The organism is Sphingobacterium sp. UBA6317 (genome assembly GCF_002440385.1).
Classification (GTDB): Bacteria; Bacteroidota; Bacteroidia; order Sphingobacteriales; family Sphingobacteriaceae; genus Sphingobacterium; species Sphingobacterium multivorum.
In genome coordinates this window covers 14,778-35,709 of record NZ_DJTD01000049.1, presented here as the reverse complement: position 1 = coordinate 35,709, position 20,932 = coordinate 14,778, and the positions used below count along the sequence as shown (strand labels likewise).

At 39.8% G+C, this 20,932-nt stretch carries 21 protein-coding genes; 8 read left to right on the top strand and 13 right to left on the bottom strand.

Annotated elements, in window-relative coordinates; genetic code table 11:
- Positions 1-16 precede the first annotated feature (16 nt).
- Complete coding sequence (locus tag B3E92_RS17530) at positions 17-952, top strand: hypothetical protein (protein WP_286897719.1); 936 nt, start codon at positions 17-19, stop codon at positions 950-952.
- 4 nt (positions 953-956) lie between these two features.
- Positions 957-3,401, top strand: coding sequence for a glycoside hydrolase family 2 TIM barrel-domain containing protein (locus tag B3E92_RS17525; RefSeq protein WP_286897718.1), 2,445 nt, complete (start codon positions 957-959; stop codon positions 3,399-3,401).
- 512 nt (positions 3,402-3,913) lie between these two features.
- On the opposite strand, the gene B3E92_RS17520 is transcribed toward B3E92_RS17525, so the two are convergent.
- The 7 genes from B3E92_RS17520 to B3E92_RS17490 all read right to left on the bottom strand — a co-directional run bounded on the left by B3E92_RS17520 (position 3,914) and on the right by B3E92_RS17490 (position 11,091).
- On the bottom strand, positions 3,914-4,804 hold the full coding sequence (locus B3E92_RS17520) for a helix-turn-helix domain-containing protein (protein ID WP_286897716.1): 891 nt from the start codon (positions 4,802-4,804) through the stop codon (positions 3,914-3,916).
- A gap of 172 nt (positions 4,805-4,976) precedes the next feature.
- Positions 4,977-6,170 (bottom strand): MFS transporter, encoded by a 1,194-nt coding sequence (locus tag B3E92_RS17515; protein ID WP_286897714.1) that lies wholly within the window; start codon positions 6,168-6,170, stop codon positions 4,977-4,979.
- A 176-nt stretch (positions 6,171-6,346) separates the two neighbouring features.
- Positions 6,347-7,231 carry an MBL fold metallo-hydrolase gene (locus tag B3E92_RS17510; RefSeq protein ID WP_286897712.1) on the bottom strand — a complete coding sequence of 295 codons (885 nt, stop codon included), beginning with the start codon at positions 7,229-7,231 and terminating at the stop codon, positions 6,347-6,349.
- Positions 7,232-7,853: 622 nt separating this feature from the next.
- Positions 7,854-8,771, bottom strand: coding sequence for a helix-turn-helix domain-containing protein (locus tag B3E92_RS17505; RefSeq protein ID WP_286897711.1), 918 nt, complete (start codon positions 8,769-8,771; stop codon positions 7,854-7,856).
- Positions 8,772-8,807: 36 nt separating this feature from the next.
- The gene (locus B3E92_RS17500) at positions 8,808-9,611 is read right to left on the bottom strand and encodes an SDR family oxidoreductase (RefSeq protein ID WP_286897709.1); all 804 of its coding nucleotides are present in this window, start codon (positions 9,609-9,611) and stop codon (positions 8,808-8,810) included.
- Positions 9,612-9,731: 120 nt separating this feature from the next.
- Positions 9,732-10,694 (bottom strand): polysaccharide deacetylase family protein, encoded by a 963-nt coding sequence (locus tag B3E92_RS17495; protein WP_286897706.1) that lies wholly within the window; start codon positions 10,692-10,694, stop codon positions 9,732-9,734.
- Between the two features lie 4 nt (positions 10,695-10,698).
- Positions 10,699-11,091: a DoxX family protein gene (locus B3E92_RS17490; protein WP_286897703.1), complete on the bottom strand. Its 393-nt coding sequence runs from the start codon at positions 11,089-11,091 to the stop codon at positions 10,699-10,701.
- 81 nt (positions 11,092-11,172) lie between these two features.
- On the opposite strand from B3E92_RS17490, the gene B3E92_RS17485 reads away from it, so the two are divergent.
- The 4 genes from B3E92_RS17485 to B3E92_RS17470 all read left to right on the top strand — a co-directional run bounded on the left by B3E92_RS17485 (position 11,173) and on the right by B3E92_RS17470 (position 14,112).
- Complete coding sequence (locus tag B3E92_RS17485; protein WP_286897701.1) at positions 11,173-12,003, top strand: AraC family transcriptional regulator; 831 nt, start codon at positions 11,173-11,175, stop codon at positions 12,001-12,003.
- A 203-nt stretch (positions 12,004-12,206) separates the two neighbouring features.
- On the top strand, positions 12,207-12,512 hold the full coding sequence (locus B3E92_RS17480) for a carboxymuconolactone decarboxylase family protein (protein ID WP_286897699.1): 306 nt from the start codon (positions 12,207-12,209) through the stop codon (positions 12,510-12,512).
- Positions 12,513-12,767: 255 nt separating this feature from the next.
- On the top strand, positions 12,768-13,157 hold the full coding sequence (locus B3E92_RS17475) for a DoxX family protein (RefSeq protein ID WP_286897697.1): 390 nt from the start codon (positions 12,768-12,770) through the stop codon (positions 13,155-13,157).
- Complete coding sequence (locus B3E92_RS17470; RefSeq protein ID WP_286897695.1) at positions 13,135-14,112, top strand: quinone oxidoreductase family protein; 978 nt, start codon at positions 13,135-13,137, stop codon at positions 14,110-14,112. The genes B3E92_RS17475 and B3E92_RS17470 overlap by 23 nt, the downstream gene beginning before the upstream one ends.
- Positions 14,113-14,204: 92 nt before the next feature.
- Here B3E92_RS17470 and B3E92_RS17465 read toward each other — a convergent pair whose 3' ends face one another.
- Positions 14,205-14,561, bottom strand: a complete 357-nt coding sequence (locus B3E92_RS17465) for a winged helix-turn-helix transcriptional regulator (RefSeq protein ID WP_286897694.1) — start codon at positions 14,559-14,561, stop codon at positions 14,205-14,207.
- Between the two features lie 102 nt (positions 14,562-14,663).
- Here B3E92_RS17465 and B3E92_RS17460 point away from each other — a divergent pair, with 102 nt between their 5' ends.
- Positions 14,664-15,557 carry an MBL fold metallo-hydrolase gene (locus B3E92_RS17460; RefSeq protein ID WP_286897693.1) on the top strand — a complete coding sequence of 298 codons (894 nt, stop codon included), beginning with the start codon at positions 14,664-14,666 and terminating at the stop codon, positions 15,555-15,557.
- A gap of 323 nt (positions 15,558-15,880) precedes the next feature.
- Here the strand turns inward: B3E92_RS17460 and B3E92_RS17455 are convergent, their stop codons facing one another.
- Together B3E92_RS17455 and B3E92_RS17450 are read right to left on the bottom strand one after the other, a co-directional pair.
- Complete coding sequence (locus tag B3E92_RS17455; protein ID WP_286897692.1) at positions 15,881-16,657, bottom strand: carbon-nitrogen hydrolase family protein; 777 nt, start codon at positions 16,655-16,657, stop codon at positions 15,881-15,883.
- Between the two features lie 181 nt (positions 16,658-16,838).
- Complete coding sequence (locus tag B3E92_RS17450) at positions 16,839-17,801, bottom strand: aldo/keto reductase (protein WP_286897690.1); 963 nt, start codon at positions 17,799-17,801, stop codon at positions 16,839-16,841.
- Between the two features lie 105 nt (positions 17,802-17,906).
- On the opposite strand from B3E92_RS17450, the gene B3E92_RS17445 reads away from it, so the two are divergent.
- The gene (locus tag B3E92_RS17445) at positions 17,907-18,248 is read left to right on the top strand and encodes a winged helix-turn-helix transcriptional regulator (protein WP_159332986.1); all 342 of its coding nucleotides are present in this window, start codon (positions 17,907-17,909) and stop codon (positions 18,246-18,248) included.
- Between the two features lie 106 nt (positions 18,249-18,354).
- Here B3E92_RS17445 and B3E92_RS17440 read toward each other — a convergent pair whose 3' ends face one another.
- From B3E92_RS17440 to B3E92_RS17430, 3 genes are all read right to left on the bottom strand, one after another.
- Entirely contained in the window at positions 18,355-19,398 is a 1,044-nt protein-coding gene (locus B3E92_RS17440; RefSeq protein WP_286897688.1) for an alpha/beta hydrolase, read from the bottom strand.
- A gap of 5 nt (positions 19,399-19,403) precedes the next feature.
- Positions 19,404-19,817 carry an OsmC family protein gene (locus tag B3E92_RS17435; RefSeq protein WP_286897686.1) on the bottom strand — a complete coding sequence of 138 codons (414 nt, stop codon included), beginning with the start codon at positions 19,815-19,817 and terminating at the stop codon, positions 19,404-19,406.
- 109 nt (positions 19,818-19,926) lie between these two features.
- Positions 19,927-20,784 carry a helix-turn-helix domain-containing protein gene (locus tag B3E92_RS17430; RefSeq protein ID WP_286897684.1) on the bottom strand — a complete coding sequence of 286 codons (858 nt, stop codon included), beginning with the start codon at positions 20,782-20,784 and terminating at the stop codon, positions 19,927-19,929.
- Positions 20,785-20,932: the final 148 nt, after the last annotated feature.

The window sequence follows — 20,932 nt, the reverse complement described above, 5'->3', positions numbered from 1 at the left end:
TTATAAATAGACAAACATGAAAAAGATATTCACCTATGCCATCTGCTTTTTTGCGGCGATGGTACTCTTTGGAGCCTGTTCTCCTGAGAATTATATATTGGGAGACATCGATGTCACATCGGCACAGTTGGACAAGGGAAAGGCCTTTACTGTTGAACATGATGCCAATAATCCCAATATTGTGTATTTAACCAGCTTGATGGATTCAAAATACACCCCATTGTGGGAGCATCCACAGGGGCGTAGTCAAGAGAAAAAGGTAACCCTAAGAATGCCTTTTCCTGGTGAGTACACTGTCAAATTTGGTGTCGAGACGCGTGGTGGCATCGTCTACAGCGAGCCTGTGACATTCAATATCGATCAGATGTATGCCGAGTTTATCAGTGACGAGACTTGGACCTTATTGACAGGGGGGGCGGGAGAAGAGAAAACCTGGTACCTCGATCTGGATGCTGAGGGCATTTCTCGCTACTTTAAAGGTCCAATGTATTTTTACGGCACCGGTGACTGGTGGGGAAGCATCAATAAAACAGCCGCGCCTTTAAACAGCGATAGCTGGAGCTGGGAACCCGATTGGAAAGGCAATAGCTGGCTTATGCCTGCAGGCGATTATGGAAGTATGACTTTTGACCTGAAAGGCGGTGCAAACATCAACGTGAATCATGCCATGCTAGGTAAAGTCCAGAAGGGGACTTTTAACATTGATACCGAAAAGAAAACCATCCGTATGACTGGGGCGTCGCCTTTACATGGAAAGCCACAAGATGGAATCGTCGTCGACTGGGGCGATGTCCGTATTATGTCGCTGACCGAGAATACCATGCAATTAGCCGTATTGCGAGATCCCGTGCTTTCGAATGACGGAGCGGCCATGCTGACCTTTAATTTTATCAGCAAGACCTACAAGGAGAGTTTGGCCGAAGATGCCAAGAATAACAATAAGACCCCATAAATGTATGCTGAAGCAATTAGTTGATACTAGGTATAGCCGGATAATAGGTATACTGATCCTGTTATTTGCGACGGCGGGTTCTTTAAGTGGACAGTCCAGAAAGGTTATTGATTTTAATGGGGGCTGGTGGTTTAAACGGGACAGCAGCCAGCAATATAGCAATGGACGAAAAGGAGAGGGCTGGCGAAAGCTCGATCTACCACATGACTGGAGTATCGAAATGCCATTTAGAGAAAGCAGTCCCGCAGGTAGCGGGGCTGCTTACCTTGATGGTGGCGTAGGATGGTATCAAAAAACGTTTAAACTGGCTCGGGCTGAGCAAGGGCAACGGATATTTATTGCATTCGAAGGTGTATACGAAAACAGTGAGGTCTGGATCAATGGGCATTTCTTAGGAAAAAGACCCAATGGTTATATCGGATTTGAATATGAGCTTTCCCCTTATTTATACTGGGATGGTAGGGAAAACCTGCTTTCAGTAAAAGTAAACAATAAGAATCAGCCCAATTCGCGTTTCTATTCGGGGTCGGGGATCTATCGGGATGTCAAATTAATCAGCCGGAATCCAGTCAGCATAGGAACGAACAGTACCTTCATAAGAGCTGGGCAGCTCAGTGAGAAACGTGCTGTCGTGGATCTCTCCCTGGAAATTGAGCATAACCCTGAGGAATCAAAAAAGATTACGCTACTGACAGAGGTTCTTTCAGCTCAAGGTGCTGTTCTAGCGAGTAAACGTACTACGTTGAACGCCCTCAAGGCAGGTCTGCATCCCCTCGATCAGCAGATAGTCCTCGAAAATCCCATCTTATGGGGTATCGAAAATCCCTATCAATATACAGCAAAGATTAAACTTATTGTTGATGGTCGGGTTGTAGATGAACAGCTTACGAAATTTGGCTTACGTAATTTTAGCTTCGATCAGCAACAGGGCTTTATGCTCAATGGGAGGCCGCTTAAAATCCGTGGGGTCTGTTTACATAGTGATCTCGGCGCTTTGGGCATGGCATTCAACCGATCTGCAGCATTACGTCAGCTTCGCATCATGAAAGAAATGGGGGTGAATGGAATACGGACATCACACAATCCTGAGGCGCCAGCGTTTTTGGATCTCTGCGATAGCTTGGGTTTTGTGGTGATGAGTGAAACCTTCGATATCTGGAAAGGGCGCAAAAATCCCTATGACTATCATTTATATTGGGACGAATGGTACAAGCGGGACTTTGTTGACCATATCAAAAGGGACCGGAATCATCCGTCGTTGTTTATATGGTGCTTGGGCAATGAAGCGCAGGAGCAATGGCATTCCAAAGCTGATGGTGCAGCGATTCCGATTGCGCTGGCAGCAATCGTCGATAGTCTGGATGGCACACGTCCGACCACCATTGCCAATAATGAACTCTCCAAAGCCAATCCGGTGCTGATGAGTTCGGCGGTAGATTTGATTGGCTATAACTATAACCATAAGAAATGGGCAAGCTTCCCACAAGATCATCCTGAAAAGAAGTTTATCGTAACGGAAAGTACTTCGGCATTGGAAAGCCGCGGAACGTATGATTTGGTGCCATATGATTCTAGTCGCATGTGGCCAGAACGATGGGATATTCCCTTTTCTGGCGGGAACAAAGACAGGAACATATCGGCTTACGACAATGTATTTACACCTTGGGGATCAAATCATCAGACAAGCTTGAGGTTGATGGAAAAGTACGACCATATTGCGGGCATGTATGTATGGACAGGATTTGATTATCTCGGCGAACCAACACCCTACACCTGGCCGGCACGAAGTTCGTACTTTGGTATTGTGGATCTAGCTGGATTTCCGAAAGATGTCTACTATCTGTATCAAAGCGTCTGGACAGAAAAGCCGGTCTTACATGTATTGCCTCATTGGAATTGGAAGCAAGGTGATCGGGTAGATATCGTGGTATATTTTAATCAGGCTGACCGGGTGGAGCTTTATCTGAACGGTAAAAGGATAAGGGAGCAGTCCAAAGACCCAGATCGGTACGACCTTGTATTTAAAGCTGTTGAATTCAAACCAGGGGAGATTGAAGTAATATCGTTTCAAGGTGGCAAGAAACTGCTAAGTAAAACGATCCGTACCGCAGCGAAAGCGCATCGTATACAATTGTTTGCAGAAAATGTGACTTTCAATTCGGCAAAGAAAGAACTTTCCTTTGTACATGCTTATATCGTGGACGAGTTTGGCACGATCGTTCCTTATGCAGACGATAAAATCGAATTTGAGGTGGAGGGAGATGGTGCAAAAATTGTGGCGACAGACAATGGCAATACGACGGATCTGACGAGCTTCCAATCTGCTTCCCGCAATGCTTTTCATGGTAAAGCCTTGGCGATTGTCACGAGCAAAAACAAAGGCAAAATACAGGTAAGGGCAAAAAGCGAAGGACTAATTTCGGGTGCTCTTCAACTTGAAGCCAAATAGTTCTTGGCTCTGCTCTGCGCTGGATTTGTATGTTTTTTTTCACTAATAAGAGCAAGGTCCGACCATGGTCGGACCTTGCTCTTTGTTGTATAACGCGATCATTAAGGCTATGATTTACTTGCCGATACAGAATATGAACCGCCTTAATATATAGGAATTTAACTATTTAAGGGGACATTTGAACGCCATTCTCAAACAAACTGGTAATAACTAGAGCAAAGTTACTCTATTTGAAAGATTTGACAAAGCATTTAATTTTGAATTTTAGGTATCGTAAACTTCTGTTACAGACTTATTTGTTATTGCAACAGATTGTAGTGAAAAGGCTGACGATGACGACGCCCAACAAAAAACACGATCTAATGTGGAATTAAAAAGTTTTATCTAAATCCTGTCATGCGAACATCTCCAGGATTTAAATATCTTATGTCTATTGCACTACCATTTTCACACTGAGTGGTTCCCCTGCCGTATAAGCTATATTATAAGACTTCGAAGGAAAACATTGATCGTCAATTCAATTGGGCTTTCCTGTATTGCACCGGGGTCATTCCGGTCTGCTTTTTAAAAAGTCTGGCAAAGTATGAAGAATTCTCAAAGCCCAGTTCATAGGCTATTTCCGAAACCGTCTGATTTCCAAGACGGAGCGAATTCTTTGCTTCTGAAATAAGGGCAAGATGGATGAGCTCCAGTGCCGTCTTACCAGTTTCCTGCCTTAGCAGATCGCTCAAATACCGTGGCGAAAGGTGTAGTTGTTCTGCCATATTAAATACCGTTGGCAATCCCTGATCTTTTATGCTGTTGTTCGCCAGATAGGTCTTTAGGACTTCATTAAACCTGGAAACAGTTTTACCTGAAGCCAGTTGCCGGTCTACAAATTGTCTCTTGAAATATCTCTGTGAATACTTCAGGATGGCCGTAACGTGATAGAGTATTATCTCTCTGCTATATACATCAGGATTATTTTTATACTCTTCCTCGATTTTGCCGTAAAGATCCCAAATGGTCTGTTCTTCTTTACTGGAAAGATGCAGCGCCTCATTGGTTTCATAGTCGAAGAAACCATAGCGCTCAATCAGATTATTGAGCTCATGCCCCTTAAGATAATCTTCATGTATAAGTATCATAAATCCATCTTTCTCATATTGAAGATTTTTCATTTCGATAATCTGCCTTGGTTTCATAAAAAATAATGATCCGTTATCATGGTCATACCGGGTTCTCCCGTACATAAATTGACCGCTGATTATTTTTTTGAAAGCAATAACATAACAGTCCGAAGTGAACTCCCGGTCTCCCAATGTGCATTCCGATAAAAAACCGACTATGCTAAACATCGGATTTAGCGGGGGATTCCATTGATTCTCATTATGCATTTGTGCAAGTGAGCTGTAGTGTTTCATTTCTTTATTCTATTTAGTAAATTTAAGTATTTAAGTACTGGTTGCCAAACTGATCACTTTATTTCCGCCTTGAACCTAAACTCTGATTGTTCCTGCTTCCACTAAACGTTTGTTCTGTCTGCAGCGTCAATAATATTTTGAAATTTTTAATTTTTGTGAAGATTTTTCGATATTATTTGCTTCTTTTGCTGATTTTCGAGAAAACATATATTGCAATGATTAATAAGAATACGATAATCGCGTTTATAAAAGAAAAGAAATGGGTCGTCCTGATATCAAACAGGTGGATTAGACCATAGCCCACGGCTGAACTTAAGATATAGATACCCCCACCTGTTAATCCGCTAGCAGTGCCCGCACTTTGAGTGAAACGTTGAAGACAATAAGCATATACGTTGTTAAAAACAAAACCGCTTAAGATATGGATGGGCAGGATAAAGCCTAAGAGCATCCAGATATTCTCGTGGCCCGCAGTGAAAAACATCATCAGAACCACGATAACAGCTGATAAGATAATGGCGGGAAATAATTTGGAAATAAGGGGTTTTTTGAGCATCATTTTAGATATGATACCTCCGGTCATTAGTGCAACACCTGAACAAAGCGAGCTGTAACCTGTCACAAGCGCGGAAAATCCATATTTTTTCTCTATAATGAAAGGACTGACCATCCCGTAAATTACCAGTTGGGAGTAACTAAGACCAACAATCACCAATCCGAGTGTGAAATCCGGGGTGCCCAGCATCGTTTTATATACATCTTTGATGTTCTTCCAATTAAAAGCCTTTGTTTGCTGGAGAGATTCTCCTGTGTATTTCAACTCAAAGAATAGTACGATGATAGCCAGCGATCCCAGTAGGTAGAAATTTGCCTCCCAGCCCAAATGCGTCTGCAGGTAGCCTCCCAAAAAGGGCGCCACAATCGGTGCTGTAGCAAATACAATGGAGAACAGGCTTGTATAATTTTTGAGTTTTTCTCCGCTGAACATATCCACAAAAAAGGCCCTCTTACCAACTATAATAAGAGAAACCGTGATTCCCTGAACAATCCTCATGGCATAAATGGTGTAAATATTTGGTACAGAAGCAATAATAAAGCTTGCTGCTGAAAATACGATCAGTGCACCGATGTTAATCCTGTATCTTCCGAAACTATCAAGGATACTTCCTATGAACAACTGACTGGCTCCTGAACTTACCATAAATAACAAGAGGGTCAGCTGGACTGCCTGTATGTCAACATTGAGCTTTCCCGCCATAGCCGGTAGGGAAGGGATGTATATATCTGTTGTTAACCCACCAAGCGGAATTAGTATGAAGGCAATTAAGGTACTGATGTGAAGAAATTCGCGGCTTTGCTTTTTCATTTGAATGATTGGTTATTTATAGAAACTCACAGCCATTTAACGGCCGCAGGTTTCTTTTTTGTTAATTGATCATCTATTTTTTGCCATTGAAAAATTATCTCCTCCATGCGGACGTCCCCAGTCTTCTGCTATGAATCGACATCAAACTGTTGTCCAGCACGGAGGATCAGATAATATTATATTTCTTTGGCAACCCAATGGAATGTATTATCTCTTTTTTCAATGAATCCTAAACCCGGGAATGGAAGGTGGTCCCCAAAAGTAAATTTCTTAGATTCTGCAAGATGTGCTCCCATATCCTGACGTGCTTTTACAGCTTGGTGGAAATCAACGTCAATCTGGTTTCCCCATTCAGGACGGCCAAGGAGGATTACGTGTTGGAACACGTCAGCGAAGTGGACCAGTTCCTCTCCTTCGGAGAAAATGGTAATAACAGTATGGCCCGGGGTATGGCCCGGCGCAAGATTTAATTTCAGAAAGCCAAATAATTCATCGTTGTCTTCGAAGAAATGAAGTCTAGGTTGCGCAAAAATGATATGCCTTTTAGCAAAGGCGCTTTGAAATTCTGCCATTTGGTTATCTGATCCTTTTGAAAAATCGGGTTTTTCAGACAGCCAGAAATCGTTTTCGGCTTTGGCAATGAAAATTTTGGCATTTGGAAAAGTGAATGCACCATTTTCATCCATTATCCCGCCAATATGATCATGATGTGCATGTGAAAGTACAATTTCAGTAATATCTTCTTTTTCAATTCCTGCCGCCGAAAGGTGCTTAACTATTTTGCCTACAGTTGGACCTGAAGTCTTTCCACTTCCTGCGTCGATTAAAACTGTATGTTCACTGTTTTTAACAAGAAGGACATTTCCCTCGAATACCAATTTATGGGGAAGATGGCCGCGGCCCTCTAAAAATTCGATGATCTCATCCGGGTCTCTGTCCGGTGCAAAAAGCGGCTGTATGGGATCCAGATCAAATTCACCATCACTTACTACGATCAATTCCAATGAGCCTAATGTGCACTTAAAAAAGTCCTTAGCTTCAATTTTTTCTATTGTTTCCATTTTTCCTTTTTTTTTGATAGGACAAAGTTAGGGTGCACTTGCTCGCTCGGTTAGTATATATGAGCTGAAGATTAGCACAAAACTCCGATTGCGCAGATTATTGGATAAAACTGATGATCTAACATGGTGTTTTTTAATATGGAATATATTCAAGTGTCTCACTAAGTCTTTTAATTGTTTCCTAATTAAGGTATAATGAAAAATTAAATATATTGCACTTTGGTCAAGATAATATGAAGGACGGGGAGAGTTGAACAGATAAGTAATTCGGCTCCAAATCGATCTAACTCAGCACTTGTTGGTTAATCTGTCTTTATTTGCTGGATCTATATCAATTTAGTCCTACGCTGGGATTAAAATCTATCGCAGGTGTCGGGGGAGGGGAATGGCAAAATAGTTATATAATAATAAACCGACAGCTCTCCGCAAATTGTAGATACTCCCAGCAGCCTTCATTGCATAAATAGATTAATAGGTTACTTCCGAAAAGGTTGCAAAAAAGCCTGACCGAAAGATCAGTTCGGCCAGATTCCAAAAAAACTGTCACTTCAAGACGCAACGTGAGACCATTTTTTCAGAATGCCCACTATGTAATATAGTGGGATAATATTGTCCATTGGTTTTAATTCTGCTCAGGAAACTGTTTTCTGAAGTGTAACGGGGAAATTCCGGCTTTGGTTTTGAAAATTTTGGTGAAGTGGGAGGGATGTTCAAATCCGAGGTCGTAAGCAATTTCGCTTACCGATTTTTTGGTTCCCAAAAGGATATTTTTTGCTTTGTCGACCAATTTTAGATGGATGTGTTCTATCGTCGTTTTGCCTGTGAATTTACTGAGCAAATCTGACAGATAGTTCGAAGAAAGATTCAGTTTTTCGGCAAAATATTTTACTTCGGGAATCCCTTTTTCTATCATATGGTCATCATTAAAATAATCATTAAGGAGAATTTCAAATCGTTGTGTTATATCGTTTCCTGTTTTGTTACGGGTGAAAAACTGCCTATCATAAAATCTATCAGAATAATTCAAAAGCATTTCAATCTGATTTAAAATCAATCCCTGAGTATGGCGATCAATATTCTGGGAATATTCTTTTTTAATTCTTACAATCACTTCATCAAGCAAAACTTTTTCATCTTCCGAAATATGAAGTGCCTCATTGCTTTCGTATTGAAAAAAACTGTACTTTTGAATTTTTTTGCCTAAATCCGAACCGTATATAAAATCAGGATGAAATGCCAGAAACCAACCTTCCTCAATCTCTGTATCTGCACTCGGACTCATCACCTGATTCGGAGCGGTAAACATCAAAGTTCCTTCCTGAAAATCATAATTTGAACGTCCGTATTTTAAACTTCCTTTAAATTTTTTGTAAACAATCGTGTACAAATCAAGGCTGTACAGATAGTCTGCAAAATTTTTGTCGGAACGGCTTACATTTTTCAGATCAATCACCGTAATCAAAGGATGTTTTGGACTTCCGTAATTGTAAAAACGATGAAGGTCTGCAACAGATTTTATGGAAATAAAAGCGTCTGACATTTTTCTGATTTTAGTTAAAGTTAAAATTTCTTGGGTTTAATTCTGCATCAGTCTCAGAAAATCTTCCTCAGAATTTTTGTTTTTCAAATCAATATAAAACTGTGCATCTTCGCCAATTACATATCTTAGTTTGGAAAGTTGATCCGTTGCAGAGACAAAAATAGTTTCCGCAACTTCTTCTGCGCTTGCTTTCGGAAGATGTTCTGTCCGTTTGGTGAATTTTGGGATAAATGCTGCCAATTCCGTGTTGTATTCTTCAATCGTATTTTGAATCATCTCGATTCCGCTTCTGAAATTGGTGGCGATACTTCCCGGTTCTATAATTTTTACATCAATTCCAAACGCCGAAACTTCAAAATGTAAAGCTTCGGAAAATCCTTCTACTGCAAATTTCGAGCTGTTGTACAAACTTGCAAAAGGTCCCGCTGTAATTCCTCCGAATGAAGAAATATTAATGATGGTTCCTTTTTTCTGGGTTCGCATTATCGGTAAAACGGCTTTGGTAACATTCATCAAACCAAAAACATTGACTTCAAACTGTTTCTGAATCTGTTCAGGACTTGAAGATTCGAAAACGCCCATCAATCCGTAGCCTGCACTGTTTAATAAAACATCAATTGAGCCGAATGTTCCTGTTCCTTTTGTCATTGCTTCCTGAATTTGTTGTGGATTGGTTACATCCAGTTTTACCAACAGAATATTTTCAAGAAGATTCAGTTCTTTTTCGTTTTCCGGCGAACGCATTGCAGCGATGACATTCCATCCGTTTTGCTGAAATAATTTAGCGCTTGCTTTTCCCAATCCCGATGACGCACCTGTGATCAATACTGTATTTTTCATAATGAATTTGTTTAAAATTTCTTAGACAAAGTTCCGATAAGCAAAGACGAATCACTTGTCGATTTTAGGGAATGTCTTATACATTTCTCTGATTTTGTGATCTACTGACGGTGGTATTATTTACTCCCTTATGGTTGTTTTATCTTCTAATGCCATTCTTGCAATTTCGTCTTTACGCTTAAAGCTTACGCCTTCGTGCTTTCTGATATAGGTAAATAATTCCTTCGTTGCCTGCACCATTTGCGGTGTACCACCAATACGGTCGTGGAAGCTTATGGACATTTGCCTTCTGCGGTTTTCTGACTCTTCATACAGTTGATCAAATTCCATTTTTACCTGATTTACAAACTGATCAACAGAGAAATTTTTACCCTCAATCAATTGGATATCGTTACAACGCAAAGTATAAGGCACGGTTACAAAATCTTTACTATTTACTTTTTGAATGAAAGGTTCGTCTCTGCTCAAATCATCAATATGGTATAAAAATCCCAATTCTTGTAAAATTTTTAAGGTGTTTTCGCCCCTACGCAACCAATTAGCATTATAGCCGATTGCATTGAAGCCCGTAATTTTTTTGATGGCATCAACACCGTCTTCTATAAATTTTTTCTCGTCATTGTAAGACATTGTGTATTGTGTCGCCCAGTTCATACCGTGTGCGGCTGCTTCGTGACCACGATCTACAATTTCTTTTGCCAATGCCGGATTTTTTAGAACCGCAGAGCCCACCATATGCGATGTGATTTTTACACCCAATTTATCCCAGTTATCAAGCATACGAGGAATACCTTCTTTATACCCGTACTCATACCAGGTTGCTGCCGGCAAATCTTTATAGCCTTTTTCCATATTTTGAGGAAAAGGACTTTCTGCATTTTCGGGTTGTCCGCCAGCTTCAAACTGCATCGAAACTGAAACCACCAGACGGGAACCATCCAGCCATTTGGAGTTTTTTGCATTTGGATCTGCTCGCAGATTGTTTGTGCTTTGTGCCATTCCCGAAAGTGGTAAGGCGCTCCCAACCAATCCTGCTGTGGTGAGCAAACCGCTTTGTTTAATGAATTTTCGTCTGTCCATCATATTTTTATTTTTTAAAAAATTGGTCTAATGAAATGCTGTTTGCTGAAATGAATTGATACAACACAACGAGAATGATGGCGTGCATCATTTGCGATGGAAGTGCTTCCCAATTCTCTATCAGGCAAGTGCCAAACATTAATATAATCATCACAACAAATCCGGCAATGATAACTTTGGGAGAAAATATGCCCAAAATCAACAATATGCCGATCGTGAATTCTGCCACCGGCAGGATGTAGCTAAAGGGTGATACCAAACTTTGCGGCAACATTGATTTTGAAAAAGTTTCGGTCATCCATTGGCTGAAAGCGGTGAGTTTGGGTAACCGTACCAAACCGTGCCCGAAAAAACTGATGCCTGCCACTAGGCGCAACATCAAATAAGATATATCGTTCATAATAAAATTTTGTACAAAGTTCTATTAAATGCAATATCTGAAGCAAGGATTATTACAGGTTTTTTTTGTAAAATTGCAGGTATGAATGTGCAGAATTTATATAGTTCCTACGAATTGGAATTGCTTGAAACGCAATATTATGAGGCAAAATCACACAGAAATACATTTTTTGAAATGGTTTTTGTACTTGATGGAACTGGACTACAGATCATCAACGAGCATGAACTGCCTTATGCTCCAGATAAATTATTTCTTATATTTCCGCAGGATACTCACTATTTCAATATAGATGCTTACAGCCGTTTTTTCTTCATCAGGTTTAATAATAATTATATCAAAACACAGAACAGTCAAAACATCCGTGAATTGGAATATATTTTTAACAGCCATAATCATTTGCCTGGCTGCATACTGAAAACCATCACCGACAAGCCGTTTATCCGTGCTGCAGTAGAGGCACTCATCCGTGAAAAAGAAAGTAATTCACCCCAAAAAGAACAAATAATCCAACAGTTAATCAATACCATAATAACCTACGCTGCCCGCAACCTTACCTTGCAGGAAAAAGAAGTTTTCAATGGTAAAATTTCGGGTGTAATGTCCATTATAAACTACCTGCACCAAAATATTTTCGAGCCGGAAAAATTAAAAATCAATCAAATAGCTGAACATTTTCACCTTTCTCCAAAATACATGGGAGAATATTTTAAAAAACATACCAGAGAGAGCCTGCAACAATATATTATGCTTTACAAATTGAAGCTGATCGAAAGCCGATTAAAGTTGACTGATATGCGTATTAGTGAAATTGCTTTAGAGTTTGGTTTTACAGACCAAAGCCATCTTAACCGGATTTTTAAAAAATATAATGGTACAACTCCTTCCTCATACCGAAAGAAAAACATTAGTTAATGCCGAATGTAATTCTGTACTATTATCCAGCTGAAACGGGTTAGTAATGTGCTTGTGTACTGATGTAACATTGTTTTACAAAATGAAATAATTTAAATCATAAAAAATGAAGACAATTACAGTACCTGAAAGAGAACAGCTAAGTTTTGGTGTACAGAGCATTTTAGAATCTATGGAGAAAAAAATGGGGAAAAATTCCCAAGTTGTATGCAACCATTGGTTATTCATCATCCGCTTTAAAATCGATGTTGGAAACTGAAGCTTCTCTGGCTCACGATTCATCATTTACCGCAAAAGAAAGAGAAGCTATCAATCTAATCGTTTCACAAGTTAACGAATGTGATTACTGTTTAGCCGCGCACACGACATTAGCGAAGATGAGAGGCCTCACAGAAGAAGATACGCTGGAAATCAGAAAAGGATGTTTTTCAGAGGCAAAATTAGACGCTGCCATCAAGTTGGCTCAGTCTATTGCCAAAAAAAAGGCAACGCAGGAAACGGAGCTTTAGAAAATTTCTTCAACACAGGATATGACGAAAAAGCTTTAATTGAAATTACAGCATTGGTGGCACTGAGAAGCTTTACAAACTATGTATTTGCCAGCACTCAGATTCCTATTGATTTTACTTTGGCACAGGCTATTTAAGAAGTGTTTTAATAATAAGTATTTAGTTTTGTTGAGATTAGGGAAAAAGGAATACAAATGTTATTGCCACCCTTTTAGCTTAGAAGTAATTTTGTCCTATAAATAAATGATTATTAGGATGAAAATTAAGCGAATATTCTTTTGGACATCAACAGCTACTTTCAGTTTATGGATGTTGGGTAATGCCTTTGCCTATCTTACTTCAGATCAGGCTAAAATTCTTTGTAAACATTTCGGATTTCCCGACTATTTCCGCGTCGAACTTGCCTTTGCAAAAATACTTGGAGTCATCGTTCTGCTATTTCCTGTTTTTAAAGGAAGATTGAAGGAATGGGTCTATTCTGGTTTTACTATAACAATCATCTCTGGTTTTATTGCGCACATTTGTTCGGGGGATAGTTTCACATCTTCGGCTGCCGCCTTACTTGCACTAGTATTTTTAATTATTTCTTATTATACATATCAACATTTAAAAGTTAAAAAAAATGAAAGCAGCAGTGATTTTTGAAAGAGGGGAAATGCCTCAATACCTAGAAAATTTTCCGGAACCAATTGCCAGTAATGATGAAGAGATTTTGATTTCTGTAAAAGCAGCGGCAATAAAAAATTTAGATAAATCGCAGGCAAGTGGCAAACACTATTCTACGGAAAATGATTTGACTAAAGCAATAATACCTGGTGGAGATGGGGTTGGTACCTTGGCCGATGGAACAAGGGTTTTTGCAATGGGAATAAATGGGATGATGGCAGAAAAAGCATTGGTAAACAAGAAGACAATCGTAAAACTGCCAGAAGGTATAGACTACGATATAGCTGCCGCTTTGCCGAATGCTGTTGCGGGATCTGCGATGGCATTGCGTTTTAAAGCGAAAATTCAAGAGGGAGAAACGGTACTGATAGATGGGGCGACTGGATTCACAGGCAAAATTGCCGTTCAGATAGCCAAATATTATGGTGCGAAAAATATTATTGTTACCGGAAGAGATGAAAGTACCCTGAAGTTATTATTGAAGTTTGGGGCTACCAAGACTGTAACAATTAAACAAAACGATGATGATTTTTTGAAACAGTTAATCGAAATTCATAATAGCACACCTATTGACATTATCATCGATTATTTATGGGGCCGTACTGCAGAACTCCTCCTGGAAATGCTCAAAGGGGAAGGAAATGTTACACATCAAACAAGATTTGTTTCTGTTGGCTCATTGTCTGGAGATAAAATTCAAGTATCTTCTGAAATTTTAAGAAGTGTAGATTTGAGTTTATCAGGATCAGGTTTAGGAAGTTGGACGAACCATGAGATACAGATTTTATTTGAAGAAATTTTGCCTGAAATGCTTCAGCTGGCAGCTGACAATAAATTGATTGTAGAAACCCAAACAGTACATTTAAAAGATATTAATCAGATTTGGGCCATGGAGATATCAGGTGGAAAAAGATTAGTGGTAACGATATCCTGATAGATCGTAAGCAAAGTTAGATTAAGTAGTGGCTATTACAGATTAAGCGTGGTTACTAGCGCAAAATTCTAAAAGTCACAGACAAGTAAGAGCTACTTTCCTGTGACTTTTTTTCTATGTTCCAGTCCCCAGTCTTTCATCGCCATAATCACTTTTTCCAGAGACAAACCGTGTTCTGTGATTTCGTATTCTACCGTCGGCGGGAACGTCTCGTGAACGGTTCTGGTAATTAAAAGATTAGTCTCCAGTTCTTTTAGTTCTTTTGATAAAACCTTATCGGTTATTTTGGGAATTTCTCTTGCAAGCTCTCTGAATCTTTTGCTCCCGAAAGATAAAGAAACGATAATTGGCAATTTCCATTTACCTTTTAGAATCTCTAATGCGTCCTGTATCGGCAGCATTATCTCCATACAGGTTTTTTGTTCAGTACTGTCAGTTAATCTAGCCATAATAATCCATTGCTTACTTAGAAGATAGTGCTATCTAAAAGGATAGTAATATCTTTTGGATAGTTACTTGCTTTAATTTTGTATCAACAAATTTATAAAAAAATGAATACAATCAACAACATTAAAAATTCAGGATATTTCAAATTCCAATTAGGACAACTTCATTTGGCTGTAATTACAGATGGAGTTATAGAGATTGAAAATATTCAGCCGATGTTTGCTCCTAACATTGAGAAAGAGAAGCTCAAAAATTTTTTAGATGAAAACAGGCTTCTTGGAGACAAATTAGAATTGGCAGGGAATATTCTTCTGGTAATGAATGGAGAAAGAAATATTCTTATCGATACAGGAAGTGGCGCACTGTTATCTCCTTCCACCGGAAAATTAATTGAAAACCTTAAGAATTTAGGAATTACCCCTCAGGATATCACGGATATTGTCTTTACACACGCACATCCTGATCATATTGGAGGTGTTGTTGATAAAGACGGAAAATTGGTTTATGAGAATGCCGATTATTATATTTCAGAAACAGAATATAACTTTTGGATGTCTGATGAACCTGATTTTTCAAAAGGAACAAAGAATCAGTTTTCAGATTTTGAAATCCAGTTTGCGAGAGACCATTTCAAGCCCATTGGAACGAAACTTAATTTTTATTTAGATGAAGCTGATCTTTTTGGCTTTCTTAAATTAGAACACGCTCCGGGACACACACCAGGTCATACTGTGATTACCATCTCATCGGAAAGAGAAGAATTGGTGCACATTGCAGATACTTTTCAGCATATTATGTTAATTGAACATCCGGAATGGGGAAATCAAATCGATTCGGATTTTGAATTGGCTGTAAAAACACGAAAAGCAGTTTTGGAAAAATTAGCATCGACGAAACAGCTTCTTTTTGCAGACCATTTGCCTTTCCCCGGTTTAGGTTTTATCGAAAGAAATGAAAACAGCTATCGCTTTGTTCCGAAGTCTTTTTACACGGTCTAGAATTAAATCCTCCCACCGCGGAGGATTTTTTATTTTCGGAAAATCTGTGATATTCTTCACTTCAAATGTGCTATTTATTCGGGTCTAATGATGCTACCCTTGAAATATCAAAATCATTTCAGAAAAAATGAAAACTGCATTTAGTCTTTTTATAATATTTTCTTTCCCCTGATCAGCTAATGCCCAAGGATTTCAAAAACAAATTCGGAAAAGTAACATCTTAATTAACCATTATTGCACTATTCTTGAATGTCATTTTATTACCATCAGGCTCTAACTTGTTGTGAATTTATCAATAAGCCTCCCAAACATAAAATTTCAGATTAAAGATCGTTAACATTGAGTGGATATCCTTTCTTTGCTTGCGCTGTTTTTTTTAAATCTATGGAATGAGAGACAAATTTTCTTTCCGGCGTGGTTGATTCTAACAAGCTGCCAGTCATCGGTTCTATAATCCAGCCTGTACCGCCCCAATCAAATTGAGCACTTTGTCCTGACCTGTTTGAACTCAAACAGTAGACTCCCGATATAATTGCTGACGCTCTTCCAATGGTTAGCCATTGTTCGACAGAAGATTTCCCCGTTGCTCTGGGGCATAACAATAGATCTGCATTTTGTTTTCCATAGTGACGGGCTCTTTCTGTGAACCACAGTTCAGTACACATAAGCACACCAATTCTCAAGTCATCAAGCTGAACTGTCTCAAAGGAAATATTGTCTTCTTTGTCGAACCAGCTTTCTTCCCAAAAATGATCTTCTTCCGGAAAAAGTGCTTTGGTATGAATTTTCCGATGGCCTTTTCCCTTTTGAAATACAAATGCCGTATTGTAAAATTTTGTACCAACAGTTTCGGGAGCAGAATAAATAATATACTTTGCCTCAAGTATTTCTACTTCCTTAAGCCAAAGCTGATGTTGTTCTACACTTTTTTGCTGTACATCTTCTAAGACCTCTTTGCTATTAACAAACCAGGAATAAAAAGGCATTTCAGGTAAGAGTAATAAATCTGTCTTATTTTGGTTGAGATAAATTTGGAGTTCTCGCCAGTCTTCTAAAAATTCCTTTCTGTCATTACTGAGTTCACATACCGTAACATTCATACTTAGCTGTTTTTAATACTATATTTTAGGATGCCCGGCGTTGAACCATCCCATATTCCAACAGCCATACTGCCGCTGGAATCCATGCTGTTCACTAAAATAGAATCTCTTTTTGGCATGCGACACAATTTTAAAGTCAAATTTAGTTCATATACTTTAAGAATTACTATCGATTACAAAATCAACCACGTACCGTATTCAGCAGATCGTGCGGATACCCGAGGCTAATGGAGCTTAATTTGTCCAGCTTCGTTCGTTCTTCAGGAGTTAACGTGACATCTGCTGCTTTTATAATTTCCTCAAATTGATTGCTATTCCGTGCTCCCAATAACGGGAATGCCTCTTTTGATAAATTCCATGCAAAAGCGATCTGACCGGGAGTTGCATTATATTTTTCCGCGATTGCTACCAGTTCATCAATGATCAGTTTGGTTTTCTCGTCCTCCGAATATCCAACGCCGGAAGAATGGCTGATTCGCCCGGTTTCTCCCTTTCTATATTTTGCGGTCAGCAGTCCGCCAGCAAGTGGCGAGTACATCATTACACCAAGACCAAATTCCTTTGCCATCGGGATCAGTTCACGGTCTGCGGTACGTTGCAATAAATTATATTCAATTTGTAAAGCATTGAGTTTTGTTGCTGATGCAATAGCCGATGCCTTCCATGCCGGGAAATTAGTGAGACCCGCATACACTATTTTCCCTTCTCTGACTAGATCTTGAAGTCCCATGGCTATTTCTTCCCATGGAGTTACTCCATCATCATAATGCGGCATATAAATATCGATGTAGTCCGTCTTCAATCTTTTCAAACTTTGTTCAACAGCCTGTCGCATAGATTTACGGTTATTCCCAAAATTACAGATCGCAGGGCTGGGATCACTACTTCGGGTATATTTTGAGCAGATAATAAAATTACTTCGCTGCCCCTGTAGATGGTTGCCTACGATTTCTTCTGCCTCTCCAAATTGGTAAACATCCGATATATCTATAAAATTACCCCCTGCATCTGCATAAGCTGTTAAGATCTTTTTCGATTCTTCGGGATCGGCTCCGTAGCCTTTTCTTGTCCCAAAGTTGGCAGCTCCCAAAATTATTTCACTGGCATGCAGTCCTGTTTTTGATCCAAATAACTTGTATTTCATATTTTTATATTTACTTTGTTGCAAAGGTAAGGGCATAAAGTAATCGTGTCAATTACGGATAAATTTATCTATACCCACTTTATACCTTTGTAAATTATAACAGCTATGTACGAAAAAAAGCTTCCGGTTAATCTAGATTGCGGTTTACATCTGTTCCTACAAGTGGTTCAGGGAAAATGGAAAATAAACCTGCTCTGGGCCATTCATTCAGGTATCAAGCGTCCGGGTGAACTGCAACGGAAAATCCCCAATGCAACCCGGCGTGTACTTGATGCGCAGCTTGGCCAATTGATTGAACATGGATTAATCAATAAAGTCGTCTTTGATCAGCTTCCGCTGAAAGTAGAATATGAACTGACTGGGCTGGGTGAGAGCCTTATACCAGTCATTGCGGTAACAGCCCAATGGGGTGAGGATCACAGAAATGAATTGGAAAAGATCTTATGAGAAATCCCGCTCGATAGGGCATGCGCATGCTTAAGACGCTATTATAAACATAAAAAACACCAAACAGTAAAACCATTTGGTGTTATTCTTTGAAATGCAGGTTATTTTACTTCGTAAACAGTGCTTTTCTTAAAGCAGTTGCCGCATTTAGCACAGATTCCTGTACAGCGTGGATATGCGCTAGTGGATTCAGCATCCCATAATCGTGAATAAAGCCTTTATACTCTGTAACAGTCGTTGGTACACCGGCATCATCCAATTTTCTTCCATAGGCGACACCTTCGTCATGCAGAATATCATTCTCTGCCACCTGAACAAGTGCAGGAGGCAAACCTTTCAGCTCTTCCAACGAAGCTTTCAGTGGGGACGCGTATTTGTTATCGCGTTCTTTTAAGTCAGGCAGGTAATTATCCCACATCCATTTCATCAACGACGTTGTTAAAAACCGTTCCTGTGCAAATTTTGTGTACGATGCTCTGCTGAAGTCGGAGTCTGTTACGGGCCACAAAAGTACCTGCTGTTTTAGCTTGGGACCATTTTTGTCTTTGGCCATCAATGCGACCACTGCTGCCATATTTCCACCGACACTGTTTCCGGCAACAGCAAGTCTGCTGGCGTCGACCCCGATTTCTTTTCCATGCTTGGCAACCCATTTTGTTGCGGCATAAGCCTGATTGATGGCTACGGGAAATCTGGCTTCGGGAGATGGGGTATAATCCGGGAAAACAGCTACTGCACCACTGTTGACAACAAGGTCACGAACCAGTCTTTTGTGGGTAGGGTAGTCTCCCAAAACCCATCCGCCGCCGTGAAAGAACATAAATACGGGCAGCCCGGCCTGTGCACCTTTGGGTTTTACGATATGTATTTTTACGGTCTGCCCGTCCTGAGTAATGGTTCTCTCTGATTCCTGGATATCGGAATAATCGAAGTTTACCGATTTTTGAGCGCCCACCAACACCAATCTAGCGTCTTTTGGTGAGAGGGTTTCCAGCGGTTTTCCGTCGCCGCTGTTCAATGCTTTTAAGAATGCTCTTGTTTCCCGGCCGATTTTGGCGTCCTGAGCTGCTGGGTTTGATTGTGCCATGATATTGGAATTTAAGCTGACGAGTGCCGCGAATGTGAAAACTTTTGAATAGAGTGATTTCATTGTGATTATTTTTTTAGGTTGATGTTCAAGATGATTTTGAAGCTGAATGCTGCGCTTACAGGACAGGTTCTTTCGGCCTCTCGGGCAATTTTTTCAAATTCTTCTGCAGAGATACCGTCTACTTCTGCATCAAGTAGCAGTTCGGACTGTGTGATCTTTCCATTATCCAAGGTAATGATGGATTTTGTCTCCAGTCTTTCGGGGGTATAACCTGCCTGGGTGAGATCCAGGCTCAGCTTCATTGTAAAACATCCTGCATGGGCAGCAGCAAGCAGTTCTTCGGGATTTGTTCCGACGCCTTTAGCGAAACGGCTATTGAATGAATACTGGGTCTGGTTCAGAACGGAACTTTGTGTGGTCAGATGTCCGTTTCCTTCTTTGATGGTGCCGTTCCAAACGGCGGTAGCGTTACGTTTCATACTCTTTATTTTTGATTGTTAATTTCTTATAGAACAAAGGTATGTCATATAAGTAATCTAAATAAAGAGCAAAAAGTCGATATAAATTGTACTTTTTTCCTTTTATAGTCTAATTTTTAATTTCTTTTCGAAAAGCCGCGGGAGTTTTCCCTGATTTCTGCGTAAAGATCCGGTTGAAGTAAGCCGGGTCTTCATACCCCAATTGATAGGCGATTTCCTTTATGGTAAGCTCGCTGTAAAGGAGCAGACGTTTAGCTTCAAGGACGATCCTGTTTTTGATCATCTCGTTCGGATTTTCAAGGTGGAGTTTATGGAATTTGTTGGAAAGCGTTTTTGGAGCCAGGTTTAGCAGGTCCGCATAATCGGCCACACTGTGTTTTTCCTTGTAATGAATATTGACTAGCCGGCTGAAGTTTCTGAAAAAATCCTGATCCGTACTGACAAGATCGAGCGTTTCATTTTGGAGGTTCTGCTTTTTCCACTGCCGCGTTGCACGGATGATTATCTGCTTGAGGTAAGTTCTGATCATTTCTTCAGATGAACGGTCCTGAATATGAAGCTCATCGCTGATCTGAGCGAATAATTGGGATATGCTGTGCAGCTCATCGCCGTGCAGGTCCACTGCCGGGTTTTCAAAAATATTATTGAATAAAAGTCCGTCGCAGGCAACCTCCTCATCGTGAATCTGAATACAGTAGAAATCTCGGTTGTAATGAATTAAAAAGGCTATATCTTCATTGGCTGACTGAATGTCAAGATATTGATTGGTATTGATGAAAAGCAAGGTGGGATTTTGAGTTTCATAAGCAGTGAAGTCCACCGTTAGTGCGTAACCCGCTGGAATGAGCAATACTTTGATGTAATGGCGGAAAGTTTCGCCGTTCACCAGATTCAGCGAAGAGGAGTCGAAAGAAATCAGGCCTAATTTTTTGTGGTTCGATTCGAAAATGGAAGTAGCACTGTGCATAAGGAAGTTTGTTTATGTTCAAATGTATCTCTTTTGCTGATAAAACTAAAATAAACGATGTAATTTGAAGCATAGAAAAAAATAGGGCCTTTCCGGTTATTCGCAATCGTCTCTGGACGTATTTATCTGTAAAAAGACATTCCTGGTT